At 59.1% G+C, this 24,798-nt stretch carries 23 protein-coding genes and 2 pseudogenes; 18 read left to right on the top strand and 7 right to left on the bottom strand.

What is annotated here, in order from left to right:
- Nucleotide 1: 1 nt before the first annotated feature.
- The gene (locus ACFO3S_RS22430) at nucleotides 2-1,573 is read left to right on the top strand and encodes a DUF6382 domain-containing protein (RefSeq protein ID WP_378100624.1); all 1,572 of its coding nucleotides are present in this window, start codon (nucleotides 2-4) and stop codon (nucleotides 1,571-1,573) included.
- A 92-nt stretch (nucleotides 1,574-1,665) separates the two neighbouring features.
- Here the strand turns inward: ACFO3S_RS22430 and ACFO3S_RS22425 are convergent, their stop codons facing one another.
- From ACFO3S_RS22425 to ACFO3S_RS22415, 3 genes are all read right to left on the bottom strand, one after another.
- Nucleotides 1,666-2,571, bottom strand: a complete 906-nt coding sequence (locus ACFO3S_RS22425; protein WP_378100622.1) for a TIGR01777 family oxidoreductase — start codon at nucleotides 2,569-2,571, stop codon at nucleotides 1,666-1,668.
- Nucleotides 2,572-2,595: 24 nt separating this feature from the next.
- Nucleotides 2,596-3,009: a hypothetical protein gene (locus ACFO3S_RS22420; protein ID WP_378100620.1), complete on the bottom strand. Its 414-nt coding sequence runs from the start codon at nucleotides 3,007-3,009 to the stop codon at nucleotides 2,596-2,598.
- Between the two features lie 83 nt (nucleotides 3,010-3,092).
- Entirely contained in the window at nucleotides 3,093-3,527 is a 435-nt protein-coding gene (locus tag ACFO3S_RS22415) for a DUF2621 family protein (protein ID WP_378100618.1), read from the bottom strand.
- A 137-nt stretch (nucleotides 3,528-3,664) separates the two neighbouring features.
- Here ACFO3S_RS22415 and ACFO3S_RS22410 point away from each other — a divergent pair, with 137 nt between their 5' ends.
- The 5 genes from ACFO3S_RS22410 (at nucleotide 3,665) to ACFO3S_RS22390 (ending at nucleotide 9,205) form a co-directional block, all read left to right on the top strand.
- The gene (locus ACFO3S_RS22410; protein WP_378100616.1) at nucleotides 3,665-4,786 is read left to right on the top strand and encodes a deoxyribonuclease IV; all 1,122 of its coding nucleotides are present in this window, start codon (nucleotides 3,665-3,667) and stop codon (nucleotides 4,784-4,786) included.
- A gap of 48 nt (nucleotides 4,787-4,834) precedes the next feature.
- Complete coding sequence (gene purU / locus ACFO3S_RS22405) at nucleotides 4,835-5,734, top strand: formyltetrahydrofolate deformylase (protein WP_378100614.1); 900 nt, start codon at nucleotides 4,835-4,837, stop codon at nucleotides 5,732-5,734.
- 137 nt (nucleotides 5,735-5,871) lie between these two features.
- A complete protein-coding gene (gene tkt / locus ACFO3S_RS22400) occupies nucleotides 5,872-7,884 on the top strand; it encodes a transketolase (protein ID WP_378100612.1) in 2,013 nt (670 codons plus the stop codon).
- A 28-nt stretch (nucleotides 7,885-7,912) separates the two neighbouring features.
- Nucleotides 7,913-8,227, top strand: coding sequence for a pyrimidine/purine nucleoside phosphorylase (ppnP, locus tag ACFO3S_RS22395; protein WP_378100610.1), 315 nt, complete (start codon nucleotides 7,913-7,915; stop codon nucleotides 8,225-8,227).
- A 141-nt stretch (nucleotides 8,228-8,368) separates the two neighbouring features.
- Nucleotides 8,369-9,205 (top strand): YitT family protein, encoded by an 837-nt coding sequence (locus ACFO3S_RS22390; protein ID WP_378100608.1) that lies wholly within the window; start codon nucleotides 8,369-8,371, stop codon nucleotides 9,203-9,205.
- 71 nt (nucleotides 9,206-9,276) lie between these two features.
- Here ACFO3S_RS22390 and ACFO3S_RS22385 read toward each other — a convergent pair.
- Both ACFO3S_RS22385 and ACFO3S_RS22380 read right to left on the bottom strand, forming a co-directional pair.
- Nucleotides 9,277-9,597, bottom strand: a pseudogene (locus tag ACFO3S_RS22385) (PilZ domain-containing protein); the annotation flags it as partial.
- A 78-nt stretch (nucleotides 9,598-9,675) separates the two neighbouring features.
- Nucleotides 9,676-10,686 (bottom strand): annotated as a pseudogene (locus tag ACFO3S_RS22380) (NAD(P)-dependent oxidoreductase); the annotation flags it as partial.
- A gap of 38 nt (nucleotides 10,687-10,724) precedes the next feature.
- Between ACFO3S_RS22380 and ACFO3S_RS22375 the strand changes: the two are divergent.
- Nucleotides 10,725-11,597, top strand: a complete 873-nt coding sequence (locus ACFO3S_RS22375; protein ID WP_378100606.1) for an SPFH domain-containing protein — start codon at nucleotides 10,725-10,727, stop codon at nucleotides 11,595-11,597.
- An 8-nt stretch (nucleotides 11,598-11,605) separates the two neighbouring features.
- Nucleotides 11,606-11,812 (top strand): type II toxin-antitoxin system antitoxin, encoded by a 207-nt coding sequence (locus ACFO3S_RS22370; RefSeq protein ID WP_378100604.1) that lies wholly within the window; start codon nucleotides 11,606-11,608, stop codon nucleotides 11,810-11,812.
- A gap of 66 nt (nucleotides 11,813-11,878) precedes the next feature.
- Here ACFO3S_RS22370 and ACFO3S_RS22365 read toward each other — a convergent pair whose 3' ends face one another.
- Nucleotides 11,879-12,754, bottom strand: a complete 876-nt coding sequence (locus ACFO3S_RS22365) for an AraC family transcriptional regulator (RefSeq protein ID WP_378100602.1) — start codon at nucleotides 12,752-12,754, stop codon at nucleotides 11,879-11,881.
- Between the two features lie 201 nt (nucleotides 12,755-12,955).
- Between ACFO3S_RS22365 and ACFO3S_RS22360 the strand changes: the two genes are divergently transcribed.
- The 5 genes from ACFO3S_RS22360 (at nucleotide 12,956) to ACFO3S_RS22340 (ending at nucleotide 19,144) form a co-directional block, all read left to right on the top strand.
- Nucleotides 12,956-14,692, top strand: a complete 1,737-nt coding sequence (locus ACFO3S_RS22360; protein WP_378100600.1) for a DUF4091 domain-containing protein — start codon at nucleotides 12,956-12,958, stop codon at nucleotides 14,690-14,692.
- Complete coding sequence (locus ACFO3S_RS22355) at nucleotides 14,689-15,888, top strand: Gfo/Idh/MocA family protein (protein WP_378100598.1); 1,200 nt, start codon at nucleotides 14,689-14,691, stop codon at nucleotides 15,886-15,888. The genes ACFO3S_RS22360 and ACFO3S_RS22355 overlap by 4 nt, the downstream gene beginning before the upstream one ends.
- 133 nt (nucleotides 15,889-16,021) lie before the next feature.
- The gene (locus ACFO3S_RS22350; RefSeq protein WP_378100660.1) at nucleotides 16,022-17,371 is read left to right on the top strand and encodes a glucose-6-phosphate isomerase; all 1,350 of its coding nucleotides are present in this window, start codon (nucleotides 16,022-16,024) and stop codon (nucleotides 17,369-17,371) included.
- A gap of 75 nt (nucleotides 17,372-17,446) precedes the next feature.
- The gene (locus ACFO3S_RS22345; RefSeq protein WP_378100596.1) at nucleotides 17,447-18,388 is read left to right on the top strand and encodes a hypothetical protein; all 942 of its coding nucleotides are present in this window, start codon (nucleotides 17,447-17,449) and stop codon (nucleotides 18,386-18,388) included.
- Nucleotides 18,389-18,508: 120 nt separating this feature from the next.
- Complete coding sequence (locus ACFO3S_RS22340) at nucleotides 18,509-19,144, top strand: YigZ family protein (RefSeq protein ID WP_378100594.1); 636 nt, start codon at nucleotides 18,509-18,511, stop codon at nucleotides 19,142-19,144.
- A gap of 102 nt (nucleotides 19,145-19,246) precedes the next feature.
- On the opposite strand, the gene ACFO3S_RS22335 is transcribed toward ACFO3S_RS22340, so the two are convergent.
- Nucleotides 19,247-19,648, bottom strand: a complete 402-nt coding sequence (locus tag ACFO3S_RS22335; protein ID WP_378100593.1) for a secondary thiamine-phosphate synthase enzyme YjbQ — start codon at nucleotides 19,646-19,648, stop codon at nucleotides 19,247-19,249.
- A gap of 258 nt (nucleotides 19,649-19,906) precedes the next feature.
- On the opposite strand from ACFO3S_RS22335, the gene cysT reads away from it, so the two are divergent.
- The 5 genes from cysT to ACFO3S_RS22310 all read left to right on the top strand — a co-directional run bounded on the left by cysT (nucleotide 19,907) and on the right by ACFO3S_RS22310 (nucleotide 24,769).
- Complete coding sequence (gene cysT / locus ACFO3S_RS22330; protein ID WP_378100658.1) at nucleotides 19,907-20,713, top strand: sulfate ABC transporter permease subunit CysT; 807 nt, start codon at nucleotides 19,907-19,909, stop codon at nucleotides 20,711-20,713.
- The gene (locus ACFO3S_RS22325) at nucleotides 20,710-21,507 is read left to right on the top strand and encodes a sulfate ABC transporter permease subunit (protein WP_378100591.1); all 798 of its coding nucleotides are present in this window, start codon (nucleotides 20,710-20,712) and stop codon (nucleotides 21,505-21,507) included. Before cysT ends, ACFO3S_RS22325 begins: the two co-directional genes overlap by 4 nt.
- Nucleotide 21,508: 1 nt before the next feature.
- On the top strand, nucleotides 21,509-22,573 hold the full coding sequence (locus ACFO3S_RS22320; protein WP_378100589.1) for a sulfate/molybdate ABC transporter ATP-binding protein: 1,065 nt from the start codon (nucleotides 21,509-21,511) through the stop codon (nucleotides 22,571-22,573).
- A 104-nt stretch (nucleotides 22,574-22,677) separates the two neighbouring features.
- Nucleotides 22,678-23,700 (top strand): sulfate ABC transporter substrate-binding protein, encoded by a 1,023-nt coding sequence (locus tag ACFO3S_RS22315; RefSeq protein ID WP_378100656.1) that lies wholly within the window; start codon nucleotides 22,678-22,680, stop codon nucleotides 23,698-23,700.
- A gap of 118 nt (nucleotides 23,701-23,818) precedes the next feature.
- Nucleotides 23,819-24,769: a GNAT family N-acetyltransferase gene (locus tag ACFO3S_RS22310; protein ID WP_378100587.1), complete on the top strand. Its 951-nt coding sequence runs from the start codon at nucleotides 23,819-23,821 to the stop codon at nucleotides 24,767-24,769.
- Nucleotides 24,770-24,798: the final 29 nt, after the last annotated feature.

The raw sequence follows: 24,798 nt of genomic DNA, 5'->3' as shown, positions 1-24,798 counted from the left end.
AATGAGCGTATGGCCGCTATCGGTAAGATTCGAACAGCGAAGGGGGCATGTCATGATCGTGGAGTGCGATCCGCCCCTGTCCCGCAGCGAGATCAACGAGACTCAGCTTCGCATGCTTCAGCATTGCGAGGCAGCGTCTCTGCTTCCGCTGGAGATCGAAGAATGCGACGGACAAGTCAGCTTGAGGTTCTCTTTGGCCGGCTCGCGCAGGCTTGCCGAGGCGACGAGAGCGGTTCGGTGGTCGATGAGCGAGATGATGGAGGCGCTGTGCAGGCTTGCCGATACGCTGGAGGAGTGCCGCATGATCATGCTGGACGCCGAACGGGTCCGGCTGCAGGACGAATTTATTTTCATAGGGAACGACGTTGGCGATATTCGGTTCACTTATTTGCCCCTTGCCGAGCCCCGATTCTCGATGACATCTTCAAGCTGGAAGGAGGATTTGGAAAGACTTGTCGTCCGATGGATGATGAGGGTCAAGGAACCGGACGGACCGGCTTTTCAACAGGTGCTGCGGCTGATCTCCAGCGCGGAGTTCGTTCCGGCGGCTTTAAGCCGATTCGGCAAAAGGTATTTGGCCGAAGCCTGGGGAGGCGAAGAGCCGCCGTTCGCGGCTGCCGATTGCGAACCTGAGCCGGTTCCGGTCTCCGAGCCGAAGACAGGGAGCAGGCAGGGGGAAGCGAAGCCGAGAGGCCGCTCGTGGGACTTGCTGCAGCCGGCTACGGGAGACGCACAGCCGGTCTCCGAGCTCTGGGGAGAGCCTCGGGCTTTCCCGTTCGACGCGGAAAGACGGGGCCCCGACGCTCCTCGGGCGGTGAGGGAGCAGGGGCCGCCAGATGTCGGGAGATGGCGGACGCTGATCGGTTGCGCTTCCCTGCTGACGCTTGCCGCGACCTGGAAATTCGTGTACCTGGACCGGCCGGGCGAGCAGCAGCTGCTCGTCAGCGCCTGTCTGACCTTGATCGCCGGAGCGGCGGTGCTGCTGTTCTGGAACGGACCGCCCTGGCGTTATCGAAGCCGAAGCGGCGCGCCGGCCGAGCCGGGACCGCGAGAGATCGAAGCGGCATTCCGCGACTTCCCCGACGAGAAGCCGAGCGAGGAGGCGGGCTGGAGGCCGCCGGGATTCCCGGTTCCGGAGAAGCTTCCCGACAGGGCTCCGGCGGCCGTCAGGGCAGAGGGGAGAGGGGCTGCGCCGGACACGACCTGGATTTCCGAGCAGGAACGGACGGCTTATCTGGACGGACCGATCTCTCCCGGACCCGAGGAGTACCATTTGATATGGAAATCTGGCGGCGAGCAGCTTCGCATTTCCTTGCGCGGGGACTCCTTCGTGATCGGGCGTTCGGAGGAGGCCGCCGATCACGTCGACGAGACGGCGGGCGTTTCCCGCGCCCATGTCGAATTCGTGCGGGTGTCCGGGCAATGGAAGGTGAAAGACCTGGGCTCCCGCAACGGAACCCGTCTCAACGACAGGCCGATGGCTCCTTATGAACTGTACCCGTTGCAGGCTGGAGACTGCATCGCGCCGGCCCGCTCGCAGTATATCTTTCAACCGGCGCTGGCGGGGCACTAGATCGAAGATTCGGCCGGGCGCTAGATCGCAGGCGTCTGCGCTCGCGCCCGGCATGGAAGCGCGAACGCCAAGGTGACGGAAGAAAAAAAGCCCTAGCGGGTTAAGTCCCGCAGGGCTTCTTCGAGCTTGGGAAAGGCGAAGTGAAAACCGTGATCGAGCAGCTTGCGAGGCATCGCCTTCTGGCCGGTCAGCACGAGCGTGCTCATCTCCCCCAGGACGGCGCGCAGCAGGAAATCCGGAACCGGAAACCAGTGCGGCCGACGCATCGCTTGTCCGAGCTTCCTGCCGAACTCGTCGTTGGATACCGGCTCCGGGGCGACCGCATTGACGGGGCCCTCGACCGACTTGTTGTCCAGACAGAACAGAATTAAGGCGACCATGTCCTGTAGATGAATCCAGGGAAGCCCCTGCTTCCCGCTGCCGATCCGACCTCCCGCGAACAGTCGATAGGGCAGCCGAATAAGCGGGAAAGCCCCGCCCTCCCGGGCGCAGACGAGTCCGATTCTCAGCTTGACGAGCCGCTTTGCCGGAATGAGATCGGCAGCCGCTTCCCAGCGGACGACGGTTTCGCCGAGGAAGTCGGCCGGCTGTGCGGGAGACGCTTCGTCGAATACCTGCTCGCCGGAATGGCCGTACAGCGAAATGCCCGAAGCGTTCACGACGACCTCCGGCGGGTAGCGCATACGCTTGACGTGTTCTGCGATTCGCTCGGCCGCTTGAACCCGGGAGCTTACGATTCGCTCCTTCGCTTTGGCTGTCCAGCGCTGATTAATCGTCTCGCCGGTCAGATTGACAATGCCGTCGAAGCCGGACAGCCGATCGGGATCGGCGTCCCAATCTTCCCAGGTCACGTAGCGGGGGTGGGGCAGCGCGTGGTCAAGGGCTGCGGAGAGAGGCTTTTTCCTCGTGACGATCCATACCTCGTCCCCCCTGGACAGCAGGGCGTGCGTTAATGCTTTGCCGATGAAACCGGTTCCCCCGCATAGCAACAAGCGCATGCCGCGCCCCCTCCTCGGTAACGGTTATTCTTTGTCGATGGAGACGATCGTTTTTTGCTCGACCGCTTCCTCTCCTCCGTCCATTTTCTCCACAATATATTGGAATTTGACGGGAGTGTTTTCTTCCCAATCTCCGACCTTCTCGACGATCTCCGGACCGACCTGGAATCCCATCGGGCCTTCCGCGGTCTCAATCTCGATGGAGTGGCTGTCCTGAAGCCCTACATATTTGCCCGTAGCTTCGATCTGTTCAGGAGCGCCTTCCGGATTCTGATTCTCCGAGTCGGGCGTCGCGCTTGAGGTCGGGCTGGCCGATGCGGAGGGACTGGCGGACGGAGAGGAGCTCGAATTGCCGTTGTCGCTGCAGGCCGTTCCGACTAAAGCCAAAGCGAGCAGGGCGGCTCCCAGTGTCATCGTCATTTGGTTGCGTTTTTTCATCGTGTTGATGCACCTCCTAAGAGGTTAGACGAAAATCCGCCTCAAAGGTTTCGTTTTTCTCCGAATCGCCGTTCCGAAAAGAGTCACTTGAGCAGATGGCTGTAGGCGGAATAGTCGATTTGTTTTTTCTCCAGAAAGTTGATCAGGCTCTTATGATCCCGAGCGGGGGTCGCTCTTATGTAGCCCTCGATGCAGTGCTCCTTCGTGACCTCCTTCGCGCCGCTCTCCACGGCGATCTGTCCGATCTTGGCGGCGATGGAGTGGCTTGCAATATCGCGAAAAGGGGTCGGAACCGGAGAGACGAGCGTCTGCAGCATTTCCTTGGACTCCGGGGTCCACAGATCGCGGCTTCGTTCCACCCAATAGTTTTGCCAATCGAGCTTGGATTTCCCGTCTTTTTGCGGGAGCACCTTGAGGAATTTGCGGAACATGAAAAAGCCGCCGACACCCATGAACACAACGAGCACGACAGTCCAGAACGCGATGAAATAAATAAACCAGGTTGGGGTCTCGCCCATTATGATCACCTCATTTTGAAATTATACCTCATTCCTAGATTTATTTCGACGTTCGCGATACAATAGGGAAATAATTGCGACAACAAGCCCCGAACGAACGAAAGGGGACGGAAACGAAGGCGAGAGGAGCCGGTATTATGTTGAAAATCGGATCGCACGTATCATTTTCGGACAAGGGGCTGCTGACGGCGACGAAGGAAGCGGTGTCTTACGGATCCAGCACCTTCATGATCTACACGGGCGCGCCCCAGAATACGCGCAGGAAGCCGATCGAGGATCTCTACATCCCCCAAGGCAAGGAAGCGATGGCGGAAGCGCAAATCGGCGAGATCGTCGTGCACGCTCCCTACATCGTCAACCTGGGTTCTTATAAGGAAGATACGTTCCGGCTGGCGGTTGACTTTCTGCAGGAGGAGATTCGCCGGACGCATCGGATCGGCGTCCGGAACATCGTGCTGCATCCCGGCGCCTACACCGAGAAGGATCCGGAATACGGCATCGCGCGCATTGCCGAAGGGCTGAACGAAGTGCTGGAAGGCACGGAGGAGACGGACGTGAACATCGCTCTGGAGACGATGGCGGGCAAAGGCACCGAGATCGGGCGATCCTTCGAGGAGCTGGCGCAGATTATCGAGCGAGTGCGTCTGAACGACCGGCTGACCGTCTGTCTGGACACGTGCCACGTTCACGACGCGGGATACGATATCGCAGGCGACATCGACGGCGTGCTGCGCAAGTTCGACGACATCGTCGGTCTTGACCGGATTGCCGTCGTCCACGTCAACGACAGCAAAAATCCGCTGGGAGCGGCCAAGGACCGTCATGCCCCGATCGGCTCCGGCTGGATCGGCTACGAAGGGATTGCCGGAGTCGTCGGACACGAGCTGCTGAGGGACAAGCCTTTTATTCTCGAGACGCCTTGGATCGGGAAAAACGAACGCCCGATGTACGAGGTGGAGATCGCGATGCTTAGAGGCGACGCCGAGGAGAGATTCGGCGGCGAGTTCATGGTCGATGTCGAGAGGCTGCACCACTTCTTCGAGAAGGTGGGGATCGACTCCCGTCTGTACGTGCTCAACACATGGGAGCTGCTGAAATCCGACGCCAAGGCGAGAAAAGCCGATCCGCGCGAACCGATGGAAAGGCTGTACGATATGCTGATGGAAAACCGCGTGCTTCCGGAGGAGTACAGCGAAGAAGCGGTGAACCATCGTCTGCTCGCGTATTTGGCGGGCGAAGAATGGTTATCCCAACAATAACACTGCCTGCTTCCAGGCAGCGTCGATAAGAGAGGTAGAAAAATTACGATGAGTCAAACCTACCAGCCGCAAGGGAACAAACGGCTTGAAGACAAAAACGCGCGCGCGCGCATGCTGATCTCCTGCCCCGACAAGGCGGGGATCGTCGCCGCCGTATCCCAGTTTCTGTACGAGCAAGGAGCGAATATCGTCCAGTCCGATCAGTATACGATGGACCCGGAGGGCGGCATGTTCTTCATGCGGATCGAGTTCGACTTGCAGGAGCTGGAGCAGCGCTTGCCGACGCTCCAGGAGGATTTTACCCGCGTTGCGGATCGCTTCTCGATGCGATGGAGCATTTTCCGCGCGGCGCGGCGCAAGAGAATTGCAGTGTTCGTCTCCAAGGAGGATCATTGCCTGATGGAGCTGCTCTGGCAATGGCAGTCCGGAGATCTGGACGCCGACATCAGCATGGTGATCAGCAATCACGAAGAGATGAGGGGAGTCGTCGAGTCGTTCGGCATTCCCTATCACTACGTCCCGGTTACGCCGGATACGAAAGCCGAAGCCGAGAAGAAGCAGCGCGAACTGACCGCAGGCAAAGCCGATTTGATCGTGCTGGCTCGCTACATGCAGATCGTGTCCCCGAAATTCATCGAGCAGTATCACAATCGCATCATCAATATCCATCATTCCTTCCTGCCGGCGTTCGTCGGAGGCAAGCCCTACCAGCAAGCTTATCATCGCGGGGTTAAGCTGATCGGAGCAACGGCACACTACGTAACGGAAGAGCTGGACGGAGGTCCGATCATCGAGCAGGATATCCAGCGCGTCAGCCACCGCGACAACGTCGCCGAGCTTAAGCGCATCGGGCGTCATATCGAGAGAATCGTTCTGGCGCGGGCCGTAAAATGGCATGTGGAGGATCGGCTGCTCGTCTATCAAAATAAAACCGTCGTGTTCGTGTAAGGGCCGACTTGTACAGACAGGTTATGGAAAACGCCATAACCGCATGTTACAATGTACAACAATCGAGCAGCGATCGCACGAACCGTCTGCCAAGGATCAGAAATGCACGCGAATAGACAAGAGGAGGGCTCTGTTTCATGACAGTCAGCGCCAAAACGATCGATCAATTATCCGTTACGACGATTCGCACGTTATCCATCGATGCGATCGAGAAAGCGAAATCCGGACACCCGGGCATGCCGATGGGGGCTGCCCCGATGGGATACCAGCTGTTCGCAAAAACGATGAAGCACAATCCGTCCAATCCGCAATGGATCGACCGCGACCGGTTCGTCTTGTCTGCGGGTCACGGCTCGATGCTTCTGTATTCCTTGCTGCACTTGAGCGGGTACGATCTCCCGATGGAGGAATTGAAAAATTTCCGCCAGTGGGGCTCCCTGACGCCGGGTCACCCGGAGTTCGGCCATACGGCGGGCGTAGACGCGACGACAGGTCCGCTCGGCCAAGGCATCGCGATGGCTGTCGGCATGGCGATGGCTGAAGCGCAACTGTCGGCGACCTATAACCGCGACGGCTTCGAGATCGTCAACCACTTCACCTATTCGATCTGCGGAGACGGGGATTTGTCCGAGGGCGTGGCCGCGGAAGCCGCTTCGATGGCCGGTCATCTGAAGCTGGGCAAGCTGATCGTTCTGTACGACTCCAACGATATCTCGCTCGACGGCGAGCTTAGCTTGTCGTTCTCCGAGAACGTCGGACAACGGTTCGAAGCCTACGGCTGGCAATATCTTCGCGTGGAGGACGGCAACGATCTCGACGCGCTGTCCAAAGCGATCGAAGCCGCGCAGTCGGAGCTCGGCAAGCCGACTCTGATCGAAGTGAAGACGGTCATCGGTTACGGCTCCCCGAATAAGGGAGGCAAAGGCGGCCATGCCGGTCCCCATGGCTCCCCGCTCGGAACGGACGAGGCCAAGCTGACGAAGGCGTTCTACGAATGGCCGCACGAGGAGTTCCACGTGCCGGACGAAGTGCGCGCCCACTTCGCGGCCGTGAAGCAGGCCGGCGAGCAGGCGAACGCGGCTTGGGACGCTCAGTTCGCGAAGTACAAAGCCGCGCACCCCGAGCTTGCGTCGCAGTTCGAAACGGCGCTGTCCGGCAAGCTTCCGGAAGGCTGGGATGCAGAGCTTCCGGCGTATTCTGCAGAAGACAAGCCGGTGTCTACCCGCGTCGCCTCCGGCAGCGCGATTAACGCTTTGGCCAAGAACGTGCCGTTCCTCGTAGGCGGCTCGGCCGACCTGGAGAGCTCCACGATGACGCATATGAAGGGCCTGCCGGTCTACCAGCCGGGCAGCTACGAAGGCCGCAACATCTACTTCGGCATTCGCGAATTCGCCATGGCCGCGGCTATGAACGGAATGATGCTGCACGGCGGCTTAAAAGTGTTCGGCGGCACGTTCTTCGTGTTCACCGACTATCTGCGTCCTGCCGTCCGTCTCGCTGCGCTCATGGGCTTGCCGGTCGTGTACGTCTTGACGCACGACAGCATCGCGGTCGGAGAAGACGGCCCGACGCACGAGCCGATCGAGCAATTGGCTTCGATTCGCGTCATTCCGAACTTGACGGTCATTCGTCCGGCTGACGGCAACGAGACCTCTGCGGCATGGGCTTATGCGCTGCAGAACAAGGACAATCCTGTGGCGCTTGTCCTGACTCGTCAGAATTTGCCGATCCTCGAAGGCACCTCCTCCGCCCGCAGCCTTATCGCCAAAGGCGGATACGTCGTATCCGAGGCCCAGGGCGGCGAGCCGCAGGGCATCTTGATCGCAACGGGCTCGGAGGTGCAGCTCGCGGTCGCTTCCCAGAAGGCTCTGGCCGAGCAGGGCGTTCATGTTCGCGTCGTCAGCCTGCCGAGCTTCGACCTGTTCGAGAAGCAGGAGGCAAGCTACAAAGAGAGCGTCCTGCCGAAGGCCGTGAAGGCCCGCCTGGCGATCGAGATGGCTCATCCGTTCGGATGGGAGCGCTACGTCGGCGATGGCGGAGCGGTTCTGGGCATCACCACGTTCGGCGCCTCCGCTCCGGGCGACCGCGTCATTAAGGAATACGGCTTTACGGTCGACAACGTCGTCGCCCAATTTAAGAAATTGATTTAATTCAAACAAGGGAGCAGGAGAGAAAAAGATGCCGCAGTTCAACAACGTATCCGTAGTGAAAAAAGCCAACGTCTACTTCGACGGCAAAGTGACGAGCCGCGCAGTGATTTTCGAGGACGGATCGAAGGTCACCTTGGGAATCATGCTCCCGGGCGAGTACGAATTCGGAACGGCTCAGAAGGAGATCATGGATATTCAGGCGGGCGAGCTCTCCGTGCTGCTTCCGGGCAGCGACGAATGGCTGGACATCTCCGAGCCGACGAAGTTCGAGGTTCCGGCTAATTCCAGCTTTAAGCTCAAGGTCAAGACGGTTACGGATTATATTTGCTCGTATCTCGACTGATCGAATTCCGACAGCGTCGGACAACCACTGCCATTCAGCAAGCGGCAGTGGTTGTTTTGCTTGGCGATTCAGCAAGTATAAAATACGCTAGCCTGATCTGAATCCCAAGAGAGAGTCACCCCGAAAGTGGAGGCCTCAGCGATGAAAAAAAGACTGGCCGATCTGGTCATGCTGACGATCGGGGCGTTCTTGTTCGCGCTCTCGATCAATCTGTTCGCCATCCCGAACGAATTTGGCGAAGGCGGCGTCACCGGAGTCACGATCATTCTGCACTACCTGTACGGATGGTCGCCGGGCTTGATCAGCCTGATTCTGAATGCATTCCTGCTGGTGATCGGTTATCAATTTCTGGATCGGACGACCGTCGCGTACACGATTGTCGCGGTGCTGCTGCTTTCGTCGTTTCTCTATTTAACGGAGGGAATGCACCTCGATTCCGAGGAGATCGTCGTGAACGCGATATTCGGAGGATTGATCGGCGGCGCGGGCATCGGCATGATCGTCCGGGCGGGCGGGACGACGGCCGGATCGGTCATCCTGGCCCGGATCGCTCATAAATATTTGGATTGGAACGTCAGCTACGCGCTGCTGTTTTTCGACCTGATCGTCGTGTTCGGCTCTTATTTCATCATCGGAGCCCAGGCGGTTATGCTGACGATTGTGATGCTCTATATCGCCACGAAAGTGATGGATTTCATCATTGAGGGACTGAATCCGAAGAAGGCGGTTACGATCATCTCCAGGGAACACGCGAAGATCGCCGACCAGGTCAACGCGCTGATGGATCGCGGAGTGACGGTGCTGTACGGCCGCGGATACTATACGAATGCCCAGCAGGAGATTCTGTACATCGTCATCAGCAAGCAGGAGCTGAGCATGCTCAAGCGGATCGTGAAGGCGAGCGACAAGCATGCGTTCATCGCCATTCACGACGTAAGAGACGTATTCGGGGAGGGGTTTATCGAACTGTCGAAATGACGTTCGGCGAGCGTCCGGTCAGGCGCGATCGGCGCCGTGAACGGACGCTTCCTCCGGAGGAAGTCCGGCCGTCAATCGTGAGCGGCGATATAATCTTGAAGTTGAAGGCGCTGATAGAGCGGCAGCCCGGACAGCAGGCAGCCGTACTTGAAGGCGCCTTTGGTGCGTTCGATGCGAATGATTCGGGCGGTCATCGGCGGAAGCTGCGACTCCTGCAGGAAGTGAATGACGATGAACATGTCCTTCTCCAGCGGGAATTCCGATTCGATCAGTATCCCGTCCTCGGACAGATCGCGCAGTCGTCCTTGGACCGATTGTCCCCGAAAACCCCCGTCGCCCTCCCATTGATAGATGGACATCATAAGCGGAATGTCCAGCGGCACTCTCGTCTTCTTGCGACGGTCGGCACTGTCGGCATCGCCGGCCGCATCCGTCGGAGGCGCTGCTTCGAGAGCCGCCGCCGAAGACTCGCCGAGTTTCCGGCCGATCCAGCCTTCATAGACGCGCGCCAAGGCGGCGAGATCAAGCTCGCCGTATCCGGACGCTTGTCCGAGCTGGAACAGGCTTTTGGCGGACTCCAGCATCGGGGTGGAGACGCCGAGCGAGTCGGTCAGCGCGGAGGAGAGCTTAAGATCCTTAAGCATCAGCTCCAGAGAGAATTGGACGCTGTAGTCCTCTTCGATAATCTTTTTCCCCTTGAGCTCCGCTTGCTTGCTGGCCGCTCCGCCGCCCTGCACGACGCGAAGGAAAGCGGACGCGTCGATGCCGCTTTTGGCGGCGATCGCCATTCCCTCGATCAAGCCGGCGGCGTTAATGCCGACGATCGTATTATGGGCGAGCTTGGCGTTCGCGCCGCTGCCGCCCGGCCCCATATAGATGACTTCCCGCCCCATGGCCAGCAGCAGCTCCTCTTGATCCGTTACCGTCTGTCTGTCTCCCCCCGCCATGAAGAGAAGCGTGCCTTCGATAGCGGCCGGCTTGCTGCCGGTTACCGGGGCGTCGATGAAATCGCAGAATCGGGCGGCAGCTTCCGCTCCTAGCCTTCTGGCCAGCGCGGGCGAAATCGTGCTGCAGTCGATCAGCGTCGTGCCCGGCTTAAGCGACTGAAACAGGCCGAATTCTCCGAAATAGACTTCCTCGATCGCCTGATCGTTGCTAATCATCGTAACGACGACGTCGGCTCGCTTGGCGATCTCGACAGGCGATCCGGCGGCATCGGCCCCGAGCTCGACAAGGCGGTCGGCCTTGCCGGATGTGCGGTTGTAGACGAGAACGGAATACCCCTTGCGCAGCAGGTTGGCGGCCATCGGTTCTCCCATCGTGCCGAGGCCGATAAATCCGATCGTTTTCATGTGATCGCTCCTTGTACTTGATCTGACTCTATTATCCCGTTCTTTCGCGGTTTTCGAAAGGCCTGTCCATAAATTCTCTGAAAAATCTCGAAAATTAAGGTGGTAAATAAATTCCAAAAGTGATATCATATGAATATCAAACAAATATAAACACAAGAGGTGTCGACATGACCACAAAAAAAGCTTGGCATGTGAACGGATTTCTGGCGCTGCTGCTGGCGCTGGCCTCCATCGGAGGCGGCATCGCTCTCATCGTGAACGGAGCCAGCCAGCCGGAATCGAACGGGATTCCCGTCTTCGCGGGCATCGTCCTCATCGCCGTATTTGTCGTTCTGCTGACATCGCTGACGATCGTGCAGCCTAACGAAGCGAAGATCATTACGTTTTTCGGCAAATACAAGGGAACTATAGTCAACAGCGGTCTGTGGCTGGTCATCCCGTTCTCGGGCAAGACGAAGGTGTCGCTGAAGGTGCGCAACTTCAACAGCCAGACGTTGAAGGTCAACGATGCGGAAGGCAATCCGATCGAGATCGGCTGCGTCGTCGTATTCAAGGTCGTCGATACGGCCAAGGCTGTGTTCGACGTCGACAACTACGGCAAGTTCGTCGAGGTGCAGAGCGAGACGGCAATCCGCCACATCGCCGCTAATTACGCCTACGATACGTTCCAGGACGAACAGAAGCCGTCGCTCAGGGGAAATGCGGACGAGGTGTCCCGGGAGCTGACGCGCGAACTGCAGACTCGCCTCTCCCTTGCCGGAGTCGAAGTGATCGAGACGCGCTTGACTCATCTGGCCTACGCGCCGGAGATCGCCAGCGCCATGCTGCAGCGGCAGCAGGCGATCGCCATTATCGCGGCCAGGCAGAAAATCGTGGAAGGCGCGGTCACGATGGTGGAGTCGGCCCTCCAGCAGCTGCAGGATAACGGAATTGAGCTGGACGGAGAACGGCGCGCGGCAATGATCAACAATCTGATGGTCACGATCGTATCCGACCGGGCAGCCACGCCCGTGATCAACACGGGTACGATGTACGGGTAAGGGAAGCTATGGCCAGGGATAAGAAGGCGTTCCCGCTCCGGCTGGACGCCGAAATTCACCGCGCGGTGGAAAGATGGGCGGAGGACGAGTTTCGCAGCGTCAACGGGCATATCGAATATTTGCTTCGCGAAGCGCTTCGCAGGGCGGGGAGGCTGCCTAACGGGAACCGGCGAGCGGAGCAGCCCGATTCTTCCTCCGAAGATTTGCCGCGATAGATGTACGATGATAAGAGAAGCCTGCTTGGACGCCCTGCGGGGGCCAAGCAGGCTTCTTCTTGCCGCTTAATCCAAGTATACGGTGTCGTACGGATACTCGATCGTGCGGCGCCGGTATTCGCCCGGCGCCAGATTCAGATAGCGGCGGAACACTTTGCCGAAGTAGCTCGGGCTGTCGAAGCCGCACTGAACGCCGATCGATTGGATGCTGGCGTCGGTTCTGCGGAGCATCGTAACGGCCGCTTCCACCCTTCTCCGCTGCAGATAGGCCAGCGGGGAGTCGTTCTCTTTCTTCTGGAACAGTCTGCACAGATAGGAGCGGGAGACGCCGCAGTGCGCCGCGATGTCCTCCAGCGTAATCGGGCGGGCGAAGTTGTCGATCATGAATCTTTTCGCTTGGCGAATGACCGGATGCATGCCTGCATCGGTGGAAGTGTAGTTCGTATCGCGCCTAAAGAACGACAGCATCCATCTGTACAGCCGGGCGGATAGCTCGGCTGAATCCGACAGCCGTTCGACTGAGACGTCGCGGTACAGCTCCCAGAACTGCTCGATCGGCTGCGCGCCGGCCGACAGCCGGACGACCGGCCCGTGCTTCTCGATCATTCTGTCCCACATGCGAAGCGCATCCTCGCCGCGCGCGTTCAGCCACAGGAAGGCCCAGGGCTGCGTGCCTTCCGGCGGATAATAGTAGCGGTGTTCGCTCGGCACCCGGACGAGAAATCCGCTTCCGGCGGGAAGGGCCCATGTCTGCCCGCCGATGTCGATGCGGCCTTCGCCGCTTAACGTATATTGGAAGATAGCGTGTCCCCTGTCATGACGGGTCAGGCCGTCGTTGCCGTAGCCGTGCGCAGCGTCGGTCGTCCAGCCGAGCGAGTCCAAGGTCATATAGGGCAGGTCTTCGCCGCCTGCCCGAAAGGCGTAAGAGCCGGGTTTGAGCATTTGAGATCCCTCCGGATAACATTCTGTTATTCATTATACGCTATTGGCCGATTAAACCGTGAGGACGGAGAAGGATCGTCCCTCGGATAAGGTCAATATCGTTATAGAAATGTGGAATATGTTCAGATTGTCGCGGGTATACCCTCCTGATAAGATATAGCCATCATCCAACCGCAATTCACGAAGGGAGCCGCGATATTCATGACCGGGCCTCATCCGCAGTTTGAAACCTGCTGTATCAGTTCTCTAGAGAAAGTGTTCGCCGACGAGGCTTTGCGCGCCGCGCCGTGGACGCGCGGGACGGCGTTATGGTCGGAGACGTACGCTTTCCAAGTCGCCTACCGCTCCGAAGCTTCTTTATTCCCGCTGCGCGTTGCCGTATCGTCCGAACTTGCCGCATGGACCACGGTGCGATCGGTCGGCTTGTCGCCGTCGGAGCTGCCCGTATTCGTCCGTTCCGACGATCACGTGCTGCGCAAGACGCCGGGACTGTACCCCGATCCGCTTCACTCGCTCCCTCCGGAAGGGGTTCGCGCCTACCCCGGACAATGGAGGGCGTTGTGGATAGCGCTGGAGCTGCCGTCCGAAGCCGAGTTTGAAGCGGCGGGCGGTTCGGCCGGAAGCGTCCGTTCGTTTCCGATCGAGATTCGGTTCGAGGACGAGGCCGGAACGACTCTGGGCTTCGAACGATTCGTGCTGGACGTTCTGCCGGCCGAACTGCCGGAGCAGAGGCTGATCCACACCGAATGGATGCACTGCGACTGTCTGGCCGACTACTACCGGACCGAGGTTTTCGGAGAGAAGCATTGGGAACTGATCGAACGCTACGCCGAGAACGCGGTTCGGCACGGCGTGAATATGCTGCTGACGCCTTTGTTTACCCCGCCTTTGGATACGGCCGTCGGAGGAGAGCGGCTCACCGTTCAACTGGTTGACGTCGAGCGGACGGAGGAGGGGGATTACCGATTCGGCTTCGACAAGCTGGCAAGATGGCTTCGCATGTGCGATCGCGTCGGGATCCGATACCTTGAATTTTCCCATCTGTTCACCCAATGGGGAGCGAAGCACGCGCCCAAGATCGTGGCGAAGGTAACCGAGGGAGGAGAGAGGAAGACGATGCGCCTATTCGGCTGGGAGACGGCTGCGGCTGGACCGGCTTACCGGCATTTCCTGGAACGGTTCCTCCCCGCTCTCGACCGCTTTATTCGCGAGAATAAGCTGGAGGACAGAGTCTACTTCCACGTTTCCGACGAGCCGAATCTGGAGCAGCTCGAGGACTACCGCAGCGCCAGGGGCATTCTGAAGGAGCACTTGGGCGGCTATCCTTTTATCGAAGCGTTGTCGGATTACGGCTTCTACGAGCAGGGACTCGTCCCGGTGCCGATTCCGGCGACCGACCATATCGGCGATTTCCTGGAGAACGGCGTGACGGAGCTGTGGACGTATTACTGCTGCGGTCAGACGGTCGACGTGTCCAACCGTTTCTTCTCTATGCCTTCGGCGCGCAACCGGATTCTGGGCTTTCAGCTCTACAAGTTCGGAATCCGAGGCTTCCTGCATTGGGGCTACAACTTCTGGAACACGCAGAACTCGCTGGCGGCGATCGACCCCTACCGGGTCACGGATGCCGGAGGCGCGTTCCCTTCCGGCGATGCGTTCGCCGTATATCCCGGACCGGAAGGTCCGCTGGACTCGATTCGATGGGAAGTGTTTCGGGAAGCGCTGCAGGATCTGAGGGCCTGCGAGCTGCTGGAGTCTCTCGCCGGACGCCGGAAAACGCTGGAGCTGCTCGAGGCGGATCTGCCGGAGCCGATAACGTTCGGCCGTTATCCGAGGGAAGCGTCCTGGCTACTGGAGAAGCGCAAGGAAATAAACGAAACGATCGCGCGGCTGGTCGGCGCGAATGGACAAGTCGGGGAGGAAGACATACGGATATGAAGAAGAAAACGACAATCGGCATGATCGGACTGGGCGCGCGCGGCGCTTCGCTGCTGGAGATGATCGTGCGCAACGCAAAGGACGTCGAGGTCGCGGCGGTATGCGATCTGTACGAGGACAGGCGGGAAGCGGCCGCGGATCAGGTCGCGCAGGCGGGAGGCCGGCGACCGGTATCGACGGAGCGCTATGAGGACGTTCTGGCGATGGCCGACATCGAAGCCGTCGTCATCGGCGCATCCTGGTCGGCCCATATCGATATCGCGATAGCGGCGATGGAGGCCGGCAAATACGTGGCCAGCGAGGTCGGGGGCGCCTATTCGGTTCAAGAGTGCTGGAGGCTGGTCGAAGCCTACGAGAGAACGAAGGTGCCGGTCATGCTGATGGAGAACTGCTGCTACGGCCGAGACGAGCTGATGGTGCTCAACATGGTCAAGCAGGGCGTCTTCGGGGAGATCGTCCATTGCGCCGGAGGCTATCATCACGATCTGCGCGACGAGATCGCCGGCGGAGAAGAGAACCGGCATTACCGGCTGCAGGAGTACATCCGCCGGAATTGCGAGAATTATCCGACTCACGAGATCGGCCCGATCGCCCGGGTGCTGGACATTAACCGCGGCAACCGGATGCTCTCTCTCGTGTCGGTGGCCTCCAAAGCGAGCGGCATGCAGGACTACGTCAGGCGGGCACATGGAGACGGGCACCCTCTGACCAACGTCCGGTTCCAGCAGGGCGATATCGTGACGACGGTAATCCGCTGCGCCCGCGGCGAGACGATCACGATTACGCTGGACACGACGCTGCCCAGATCTTACTCGAGAGGATTCACGGTGAGAGGAACAAGAGGGATGTTCTCGGAGGACAATCACTCCATCTTCCTCGACGGGGAGCACGACAGCTTTCATTTCGATTGGAAAAGCCAATGGGGCAATGCGGAGAGCTACTACGAGCGGTACGATCATCCGATCTGGAAAAAATATGTCCGCGAAGGCGTCAAGGGAGGGCATGGCGGCATGGACTGGCTGGTGTTCGCGGACTTTTTCGACTGTGTCAAGCACCGCAAGCCCACACCGATCGACGTGTACGACATGGCGGCATGGATGAGCATCGCCGCGCTGTCCGAAGAGTCCATCGCTCTGGGGGGACATCCGGTCGCTTTTCCCGACTTCACGAACGGCAAGTGGATCACGAGACGATAGCTCGAACGAAGACGGCCATCGACAATCTTCATCAAACCTTCATGGAACCTCGCTTGTATGAAATCCGATAATTCAGTATTCTATAGCTAATGTTCTATGACCCTGCGAGGTCGGAAGAGAGAGGGAGATGGCTATGAGCAAAACCGTTCAGTTCGACTATTCCAAAGCTTTGCAATTCGTCGCTCAACATGAGATAGACCATTTGGCGCCGGCCGTCAAGCTGGCTCACGAGCAGCTGCATAACGGCACGGGAGCCGGCTCCGACTACTTGGGCTGGATCAACCTTCCGTTCGACTACGACAAGGAAGAATTCGCCCGCATCCAGAGCGCGGCGAAGAAAATCCAATCGGATTCGGACGCGCTGGTCGTGATCGGCATCGGAGGCTCCTATCTGGGCGCGCGCGCGGCGATCGAGATGCTGCAGCACTCTTTCTACAATACGCTGTCTAAGGGACAGCGCCAGACGCCGCAAATTTTTTACGCCGGCAACAACATCAGCTCGACTTACGTTACGCACCTGCTTCAGGCGCTGGAAGGCAAGAACTGGTCGATTAACGTGATCTCCAAGTCCGGAACGACGACGGAGCCGGCCATCGCTTTCCGCATTTTCCGCGAGGCGCTGGAGAGCAAGTACGGCAAGGAAGAGGCGCGCAAGCGCATCTACGCGACAACCGACAAGGCGCGCGGCGCGTTGAAGGTGCTGGCGACCGAGGAAGGCTACGAGTCGTTCGTGATTCCGGACGACGTCGGCGGGCGTTACTCCGTGCTGACTGCCGTCGGCCTGCTGCCGATCGCTACGGCAGGCATTGACATCGAAGCGATGATGAAGGGCGCGCAGGACGCGGCCACCGCTTATAACAACCCGAACCTGAGCGAGAATCAGGCGTATCAGTACGCGGCCGTTCGCAATGCCCTGTATCGCAAGGGCAAGGCGATCGAGATTCTCGTCAGTTACGAGCCGGGGCTGCACTTCGTCTCCGAATGGTGGAAGCAGCTGTACGGCGAAAGCGAAGGCAAGGATTACAAGGGCATCTATCCGGCTTCAGTCGACTTCTCCACGGATCTGCACTCGATGGGGCAGTTTATCCAGGAAGGCAACCGGATCATTTTCGAGACGGTGCTGCAGGTAGGCGAAGTCGCCGAGCAGATCACCATTCAGAAAAACGAGGACGACCTGGACGGGCTGAACTTCCTGGCCGGCCAAACGCTTGACTTCGTTAACAAAAAAGCGTTCCTGGGCACCCTGCTGGCGCACACGGACGGCAACGTGCCGAATCTGATCGTGAATCTGCCGGACATGAGTCCGTATACGTTCGGCTATCTGGTCTACTTCTTCGAGATCGCCTGCGGCGTCAGCGGCTACCTGCTCGGCGTCAATCCGTTCGATCAGCCGGGCGTCGAAGCTTACAAGAAGAACATGTTCGCCCTGCTCGGCAAACCGGGCTTCGAAGAGCAGAAGAAGGCGTTGGAAGCGCGTCTGTAACTCGATATTGACCAAGGAGCGCTTCCGGGCGCTCTTTTTTATGCTGCTGATCCGAGGAGAGGAGCGAACAAACGTATGGATACCTTAGCGACAATTCGGCCGACGGGGAAAGGCGGCGGAATCGTATGGCCGGCCGCAGCTCTCGTGCTCGTCTTTCTCTGGGCGGAGCCGTCTCTTCTGCTCTTTACCTCTGTGGCGGGATGGTTGACGGTCGTCTCGGGCTGGATCGCCCGCAAGCGGATTCGGCGGGAGATCGGCACGAAGGATGCGATAGGCTCATGGCTGGTCCTTGCCCTGCTGGCCGCATTCGTATGGGGGTGCGCGGAAGCCTTCGTCCGGCTGAGACAGGGGATGTATCATCCTTTCGCTGCGGGTTCGGCGGCCGGAGGAGAATGGGCCGTCGCCCTGGGATTGGGGCTGCTCATCGCTTGCATCGGGGGCGCATGGCTGTTGTCGTCCGCCGTTCCGGCCGCATCGGCCGGGGCTGGGCTGCGTATTCATGCCGTCCTCGTCCGGACGTTCGGGGGCTTGAAGCGCAGCCCCGCGTCGGGCTCGTTCGCCGCCATTGCCGGGAGCGCGACTGTCGCAGCCGCCATGGTCGGAACGCAGGCCGACGCGCCGTGGCGGATCGCCGCGGGCCTTGCGGCCGCTTACGCGCAGCTCTGCTGGCTGGCGGCAATCGACCGCGACAAGCCGGGAAAGTCTCGACCGGCTCCCGGATGCGAAGCGAGACCGGGCAAGGGGAGCAGACGGGCTGCGCTGATCGCCCTCTTCGTCCTTCATCTCGTGCTGTTCGGGTTCTATATTCTCCTGCACGGAGCGTTAAAAGGCTGGAGCTGGAGCCTGGCCTCCCTGTATCCGTTTAGCTGGGTCGGAGGGGCGGTCTGGGCGCTGATCGCCTGGCTCCTCTCGTTGTCGAAGGTCGCGTACGCCGCCGCCATGATCGGGATCGGCCTGGCTTGCGCGCTGCTCCTGGGCGCAATCGCGAGCGCATACGATTGGGAGGTTTTCGTGTAAGTCGTTCGATTCGAGAAGGGACGGCTGAGCGCGCCTTGCGAATTCCTTCGGGCGGGGCGATGTGATAGGATGGGAAATAGCACATTCCCGCGCTGCGGGGAACGAAACGAGAGGTAGGCTATGCTAGCAAGATACTCGACGGTCCGGCAATTCGGTTCGGACGAGATCGTCATTAAGAAATCCCGGTTCATCGGCTACGCCAAGCCCGCGGAGTCCGAAGAGGAAGCGGTCGTTTTTATCGAAGAAATCAAGAAGAAGCACTGGGACGCCACGCATAACTGCTCCGCTTACCTGATCGGGGAGCGCGACCAGTATCAGAAGGCGCTGGACGACGGAGAGCCGAGCGGAACGGCAGGCAAGCCGATGCTGGAAGTGATCAAGAACCGCGGGCTGAAAAACGTCGTCGTCGTCGTGACCCGTTATTTCGGCGGCATTATGCTGGGAGCGGGAGGATTGGTTCGGGCCTATACGGACGGAGCCGTCGTCGGGATCGACGCGGCCGATCCGATCGTGAAGGTGCTGCACCGCGAGGTTGTCGTCGACGTCGACTATACGTGGTACGGCAAGCTGGAGAACGAGTTGAGGGGGCGGGGCTTCCGGGTGGGCGAAGTCGCTTTTACGGATCGCGTCAGAGTGCCGTGCTATCCCGAAGCCGGAGAGGCGGCGGAACGCTTTCAGGCCTGGATCACCGATCTGACGCAGGGACAAGCCGTCATCGAGATCGGCCCAGAGAGGTATTTCATCGAGGGGGAATAACGCGCTTCCCTGCAGCTGCGCGAAGCTGGGACCGGTGCGCTCTGAGCCGACCCAGCCGGGCTGCAGCGTCGGGGGCGTCCGACTTTGAGCGTACAAGTTTTTTTATTCCCCGATCAGTTTGACGTAGAAAGTCCGTTCGCGAGGCCCGTCGAACTCGCAGAAGTAGATGCCCTGCCAGCGTCCGAGCAGCAGACTTCCTCCGGCTACGACCAAGGTTTGCGAAGTCCCCGTCGTGATGGCCTTCAGATGGGCCGCCGTATTTCCTTCTGCGTGGCGGTATTTCGGATGCTCCCACGGGTAAACCTCGTCCAGACGCATCAGAACATCCCTTTTGACGTCCGGATCGGCATTCTCGTTAATGGCGATGCCGGCTGTAGTATGCGGGCAGTAGACGATGACTGCGCCGTCCGTTATGCCCGATCTGGCGACGGTTTCGGCGACCCGTTTCGTGATATCGATCATTTCGTCGCGGTGCGAGGTGAGCAATTTTTCCCTGACAAGCATGCATTCTCCTCCTTTTTTCCCCATTATACCACCTGCCTCCCCCAACTGCGCCCAAACGATGCCCCGAGGACAACTCACCATTTATAAGAGCTTTGAATAGGTTGCATTAAAAATTTTAATGAAATAGGCGGTATTGCTTCGAATATGGATTGACGAAGGAAGCCGTTATCTGGTAAAGTAACAATACCAACTAAGTTAATAGGAATTATGTTATATACAGCTCTCAAAGCTCGGGAGGTACACGTCAACGTGAGTTCCATGCTGCAGGGTCGCTGGTGGAGCTGGGGATTTCGCAGCACCGTCATGCTTTATTTTGTTGTGCTGATTATTTTTCCTATTATAGGGATCTACGGGCAGTCCCTCTCATCGGGATGGGCGGCTTTCGCCGACAATGTAACGGAGCCGCTGGCCTGGAAGGCTGTTCTGCTTACGGTCAAACTGGCGCTGATCGCAACTGTCGTCAATATGTTCATCGGAACGATGTCGGCCTGGGTGCTGGTCCGCTACCGGTTCCCGGGACGCAGGCTGCTGAACAGTCTGGTGGATTTGCCGTTCGCTCTTCCGACAGCGGTGGCCGGGCTGATGATTCTGCTGCTGCTCGGTCCGCGCAGCGCCGTCGGAGCGCTTGCGGAGAAGCTGGGCTTTACGATTCTGTTTCATCAGCCGGCCATTGTCATCGCGATGGTGTTCGTCACCTTTCCCTTCGTGATACGGGCCGTTCAACCTCTTCTCGAGGAGATGGACGCCTCGGAGGAGGAAGCGGCCTATACGCTGGGAGCGACCAAAGCTGCGACGTTCTGGAAGGTCGTTCTCCCGAGCATGCTGCCGGGCATTCTGAGCGGAGCGATGCTCGCTTTCTCCAGAGCGCTGGCGGAGTTCGGCGCCGTCGTGCTGGTCGCCGGCAACATTCCGGGCAAGACGCTGATTGCGTCGGTATACATCTTCGGAGAGATCGAGAGCGACAACGCGATCGGAGCTACCGCGGTCAGCGTCCTTCTGCTGACGTTCTCCTTCCTGATTCTGTGGACGGTTAATTACGTCCAGTTGAGGAGGAAGAACGGATGAGAAGACTGTGGATCGGGCTGACCGTCGCCGTATTCGGAATCCTGCTGATCGTTCCCGTTATCCGGATCGCCATGGGGGCGTTCGACGAGGGCTGGGGCGGCTTCGCCAGAGGATTGGCCAGACCGGAGACGCTGCACGCGCTCTACATGACCGGACTGATCGTCGTCATCGTCACGGTCGTCAACACGCTGTTCGGGGTTATGCTGTCGCTGTATCTGGTGAGGGCCGCCTGGCTTGGCCCGCGCATGAAGCAGCTGCTGAACAGCATCGTCGATCTTCCTTTTGCGGTCTCGCCCGTCATCGGAGGTCTGATGATCGTGCTGCTGCTCGGACCGGAGACGGCGCTGGGCGCCCTGTTCAACAAGGCCGGCATCGATATCGTCTATGCTCTGCCCGGCATGATCATTGCTACGCTGTTCGTCACGTTCCCGCTTATCGTGCGCGAGGTCATGCCGGTGCTTCAAGAGATCGGCAGCGCCCAGGAGGAAGCTGCGGCGACGCTCGGAGCAAGCGCATGGACGACTTTCTGGCGCGTGACCTGGCCGTCCATTCGCTGGTGCGTCGTCTACGGCGTCGTGCTGACGGTCGCAAGGTCGATGGGCGAATTCGGCGCCGTGCTCGTCGTATCCGGCAACATTCTGTTCAAGACGCAGACGGCGACGACGCTCGTCTATCAGGACGTGGAGAACTTTAATCTCACCGCGGCCAACTCCATCGCACTGGTGCTGGCGGCAGGCTCGGTTACGCTGCTGCTGCTGATGGAATGGGCCAAATCGAGAAGAGGAGTGCATTGAGATGCATATCGAGGTTCGCGGATTAAACAAAAAATTCGGCGATTTCCAAGCGGTATCGGACGTCAGCTTCGAGATCGAAAAAGGACAGCTGATCGGCCTCCTCGGGCCCAGCGGAGGCGGCAAAACCTCGATTCTGCGCATGCTGGCCGGTCTCGAATCCGTAGACGAGGGCGATATTCTGTTCCACGGCAAGCGGGTGAACGATCTTCCTCCCCAGGAGCGGGGCATCGGCTTCGTGTTCCAGAACTATGCTTTGTTCAAGCATATGACGGTGGCGGAGAACATCGCGTTCGGCCTGGAAGTGAAGAAGTGGAGCAAGCAGAAAATCAAAGACCGGGTTTCGGAGCTCGTCGAATTAACCGGACTGTCGGGCTTCGAGAAGCGTTACCCGCATCAGCTGTCCGGCGGTCAGCGCCAGCGGGTCGCTTTCGCCCGCGCGCTCGCTCCCGAGCCTCAGCTGCTGCTGCTCGACGAGCCGTTCGCCGCGATCGACGCGAAAATCCGCCACGAGCTGCGTTCCTGGCTCCGCGAGATGATCGACCGGCTGGGCATCACGTCGATCTTCGTCACGCATGACCAGGACGAGGCGATCGAGGTTGCGGATCAGATTATGATCATTAACAAGGGCCGTCTGGAGCAGAAGGGCACGCCGTGGGAAATTTACAAAAATCCGGAATCCCCGTTCGTGGCGAGCTTTATCGGCGAATCCACGATCGTGGAGGACGTATCGGCCCTGAAAGGCTTCGGCGGACCGGGAGAGGGGCCGGAGACGAAGGCGCTCATTCGCCCGGAGTACGTCGAGATCGGCAAAGCGTCGGATTTCGAGCTGTTGTCGGCGACGGAGACGGGGAAGGTTCGACACATTCATTTCCGCGGCAGCGAGTGGCTGGTGGAAGTCGAGATCGGCGCGATCAAGCTCGTGACTTACCGTTCCCTGGAGAAGGAAATCCTGCAGCCGGGCGACGAAGTCCGGGTGCTGATCCATCGAGCTTACTTGTTTAACGACACCGATAGCTGGGTCATGGAGAACAGGCTGAAGGAAGACCCGATGCCGGTTCACATCTAGTGATGCCGGAACGGATGGGAGCCTGCGAAGGCGCCGGGAGGTTCGCGATGAAGAGAAATAACCGCACGCCCGCAGCCGGGCGTGCCGCGTGGTATGGCACTCTGATGATGATAAGCCTGTTGGCGTTCGTTCTGTCCGGCTGCGGCGGAGGCCGGGAGGAGCCGGGTGCGGAGGCGGCCGCGGAAGCCGGAGACGTGACGCTTGTGCTCGGCGCGTATTCGGTCGCCAAGGACGCGCTGCAGGAGATCATCCCCGAGTTCAAAGCCCGCTGGAAGGAAACGACCGGACAGACGGTCGCTTTCCAGGAGTCGTACGAGGCTTCTGGCACGCAGACCCGCTCGATCATCGGAGGCTTCGATGCGGACGTGACGCTGCTTGCTCTCGAGGGAGACGTGGATAAGCTCGTCAGCTCCGGTCTCGTGTCGGCGAACTGGAAACAGGGGCCCACGAACGGGATGATTACGCGTTCGATCGTCGTGCTGGGCACGAGAGCAGGCAATCCGCTCGGCATCCGGGACTTCGAGGACTTGACCCGTCCCGGCGTGAAGGTGCTGTACCCGAATCCGAAAACGTCGGGAGGCGCCCAATGGGACATTAACGCGATCTACGGAGCGGGGCTGAAGAAGGCGGAGCAGGCGACGGGGACGAAGGACGCCGCCGCCGCGAAGCAGTTCCTCGTCGACGTGCACCGGAATATCGAATCGATGGACAAGAGCGGACGCGCTTCAATGGCCGCCTTCGAATACGGGGTCGGCGACGTTATCGTGACCTACGAGAACGAGCTGCTGGCGCGGATCGCCAAGGGCGTGGAGTACGACATCGTCGTACCGCCGAGCACGATTCTGATCGAGAATCCCGCCGCCGTCGTCGACCGTAATGCCGACCGTCATGGGGTAAGGGAGGTCGCGGACGCTTTCGTCGAATTTCTCTACTCGGACGAAGCTCAGAGGCTGTTCGCCAAGCACGGCTTCCGACCGGTGAACGAAGCGCTGGCCGCTCAGATGGAGGATCAGTACCCTCAGCCGCCCGAGTTGTTCACGATCGATTATTTGGGCGGATGGGACGAGGTCAGAGATACGCTCTACGACAGGCGGGGGATCTGGTATCAGGTGTTGGCCGGGCAATAACAGTCCCGATCATGGTAAAAAACAGCTTTAGCGGGAAAGCTATGCACCGCTGGGCTGTTTTTTTGCTATAATTATCGATTAGAACAGGAAATGCGCAGACAATAGGGAGGATTATCATTTGCAGAAACCAACCACGATACGTATTATGCTCATGATTCTTTATTTTCAGCTTGTTATGTTTCTAATCGGAGTCGGATCGCTGCTGGCCAACCTGAACCAGATTGGCGATATCCCGGAAGGCAACCTGTCCTTCATGATCGTTTACATACTCCTTACGGTGCTATCGATGGTTGGCATGATCATTATGATCAACAAGAGGAAATATCTGTTTGCAGTGCTGATTTCCATCGTTCTACTAATGTGTTCCATGATTACGAACCAAATGCAAATTATGTTAACGCTTGTCGTGATTATGCTGTTCCTTCTGAAGCCGACGCGCGACTATTTCCGCGGGCAGTACGTCGCTCCGCCTTCCCCGAGAGCCCGGACGGCCCAAGCCGAGACCGCCGAAGGAGAAGAGGCCGACAAGGCGGCGCTGGAGGAGCCGGACGAAGCTCCGGCCGAGCCTCTCGTCAAGCTGAAGAAGGATCCGGAAGTGCATATTCGCGAGGCGACGCCGGATGATGCGGATACGGTGTATACGCTGATGAGAATGGCGTTCGAGGAGTACCGTTCGGCGATTCCTCCGTCGAGCGCGCTGGACGAGACCGAAGAATCGGTGCTGGAAGCGCTTCGCAGCGGCACCGAATCCGCCGTGATTCTGTATGAGGACGATACGGCTACGGCTATGGTTCGCTTTAAGTACGACGGCGACGCCATCTATTTCTTCCGCCTGTCGGTCGTGCCGCATCGGCGCAGAAGAGGTTATGCAAGACAACTCGTCAAATGGATCGAGACGCATGGCATCGCCAAGGGCAAGAAGCTCAGCCGCTGCAAAGTCCGGCAATCGGTTCAAAACAATCTCGTTCTCTATCAGAATATGGGGTACGAGGTCGTCGATCAGGAGCTTGTCGTTCGGCCTGCGGGTACGGTCAAGGCGTATACGCTCGAGAAGAAGCTGTGGGAATAAAGGCGGGGAAGAGGCGCAATACCCGTCGA

The organism is Cohnella hongkongensis, assembly GCF_042654645.1.
GTDB lineage: Bacteria > Bacillota > Bacilli > Paenibacillales > Paenibacillaceae > Cohnella > Cohnella hongkongensis.
This window is presented reverse-complemented; position numbering and strand designations above follow the sequence as displayed.

Bases quoted from the DNA above. Each gene is read 5' to 3' on its own strand.
- cysT (WP_378100658.1), top strand. From the start codon at position 19,907: ATGCTGCAGGGTCGCTGGTGGAGCTGGGGATTTCGCAGCACCGTCATG.
- ACFO3S_RS22430 (WP_378100624.1), top strand. From the start codon at position 2: ATGAGCGTATGGCCGCTATCGGTAAGATTCGAACAGCGAAGGGGGCAT.
- ACFO3S_RS22355 (WP_378100598.1), top strand. From the start codon at position 14,689: ATGAAGAAGAAAACGACAATCGGCATGATCGGACTGGGCGCGCGCGGC.
- ACFO3S_RS22375 (WP_378100606.1), top strand. From the start codon at position 10,725: ATGACCACAAAAAAAGCTTGGCATGTGAACGGATTTCTGGCGCTGCTG.
- ACFO3S_RS22370 (WP_378100604.1), top strand. From the start codon at position 11,606: ATGGCCAGGGATAAGAAGGCGTTCCCGCTCCGGCTGGACGCCGAAATT.
- ACFO3S_RS22360 (WP_378100600.1), top strand. From the start codon at position 12,956: ATGACCGGGCCTCATCCGCAGTTTGAAACCTGCTGTATCAGTTCTCTA.
- ACFO3S_RS22420 (WP_378100620.1), bottom strand. From the start codon at position 3,009: ATGAAAAAACGCAACCAAATGACGATGACACTGGGAGCCGCCCTGCTC.
- ACFO3S_RS22425 (WP_378100622.1), bottom strand. From the start codon at position 2,571: ATGCGCTTGTTGCTATGCGGGGGAACCGGTTTCATCGGCAAAGCATTA.
- ACFO3S_RS22365 (WP_378100602.1), bottom strand. From the start codon at position 12,754: ATGCTCAAACCCGGCTCTTACGCCTTTCGGGCAGGCGGCGAAGACCTG.
- ACFO3S_RS22350 (WP_378100660.1), top strand. From the start codon at position 16,022: ATGAGCAAAACCGTTCAGTTCGACTATTCCAAAGCTTTGCAATTCGTC.
- tkt (WP_378100612.1), top strand. From the start codon at position 5,872: ATGACAGTCAGCGCCAAAACGATCGATCAATTATCCGTTACGACGATT.
- ACFO3S_RS22325 (WP_378100591.1), top strand. From the start codon at position 20,710: ATGAGAAGACTGTGGATCGGGCTGACCGTCGCCGTATTCGGAATCCTG.
- ACFO3S_RS22320 (WP_378100589.1), top strand. From the start codon at position 21,509: ATGCATATCGAGGTTCGCGGATTAAACAAAAAATTCGGCGATTTCCAA.
- ACFO3S_RS22335 (WP_378100593.1), bottom strand. From the start codon at position 19,648: ATGCTTGTCAGGGAAAAATTGCTCACCTCGCACCGCGACGAAATGATC.
- ACFO3S_RS22410 (WP_378100616.1), top strand. From the start codon at position 3,665: ATGTTGAAAATCGGATCGCACGTATCATTTTCGGACAAGGGGCTGCTG.
- ACFO3S_RS22390 (WP_378100608.1), top strand. From the start codon at position 8,369: ATGAAAAAAAGACTGGCCGATCTGGTCATGCTGACGATCGGGGCGTTC.
- purU (WP_378100614.1), top strand. From the start codon at position 4,835: ATGAGTCAAACCTACCAGCCGCAAGGGAACAAACGGCTTGAAGACAAA.
- ACFO3S_RS22340 (WP_378100594.1), top strand. From the start codon at position 18,509: ATGCTAGCAAGATACTCGACGGTCCGGCAATTCGGTTCGGACGAGATC.
- ACFO3S_RS22315 (WP_378100656.1), top strand. From the start codon at position 22,678: ATGATGATAAGCCTGTTGGCGTTCGTTCTGTCCGGCTGCGGCGGAGGC.
- ppnP (WP_378100610.1), top strand. From the start codon at position 7,913: ATGCCGCAGTTCAACAACGTATCCGTAGTGAAAAAAGCCAACGTCTAC.
- ACFO3S_RS22345 (WP_378100596.1), top strand. From the start codon at position 17,447: ATGGATACCTTAGCGACAATTCGGCCGACGGGGAAAGGCGGCGGAATC.
- ACFO3S_RS22415 (WP_378100618.1), bottom strand. From the start codon at position 3,527: ATGGGCGAGACCCCAACCTGGTTTATTTATTTCATCGCGTTCTGGACT.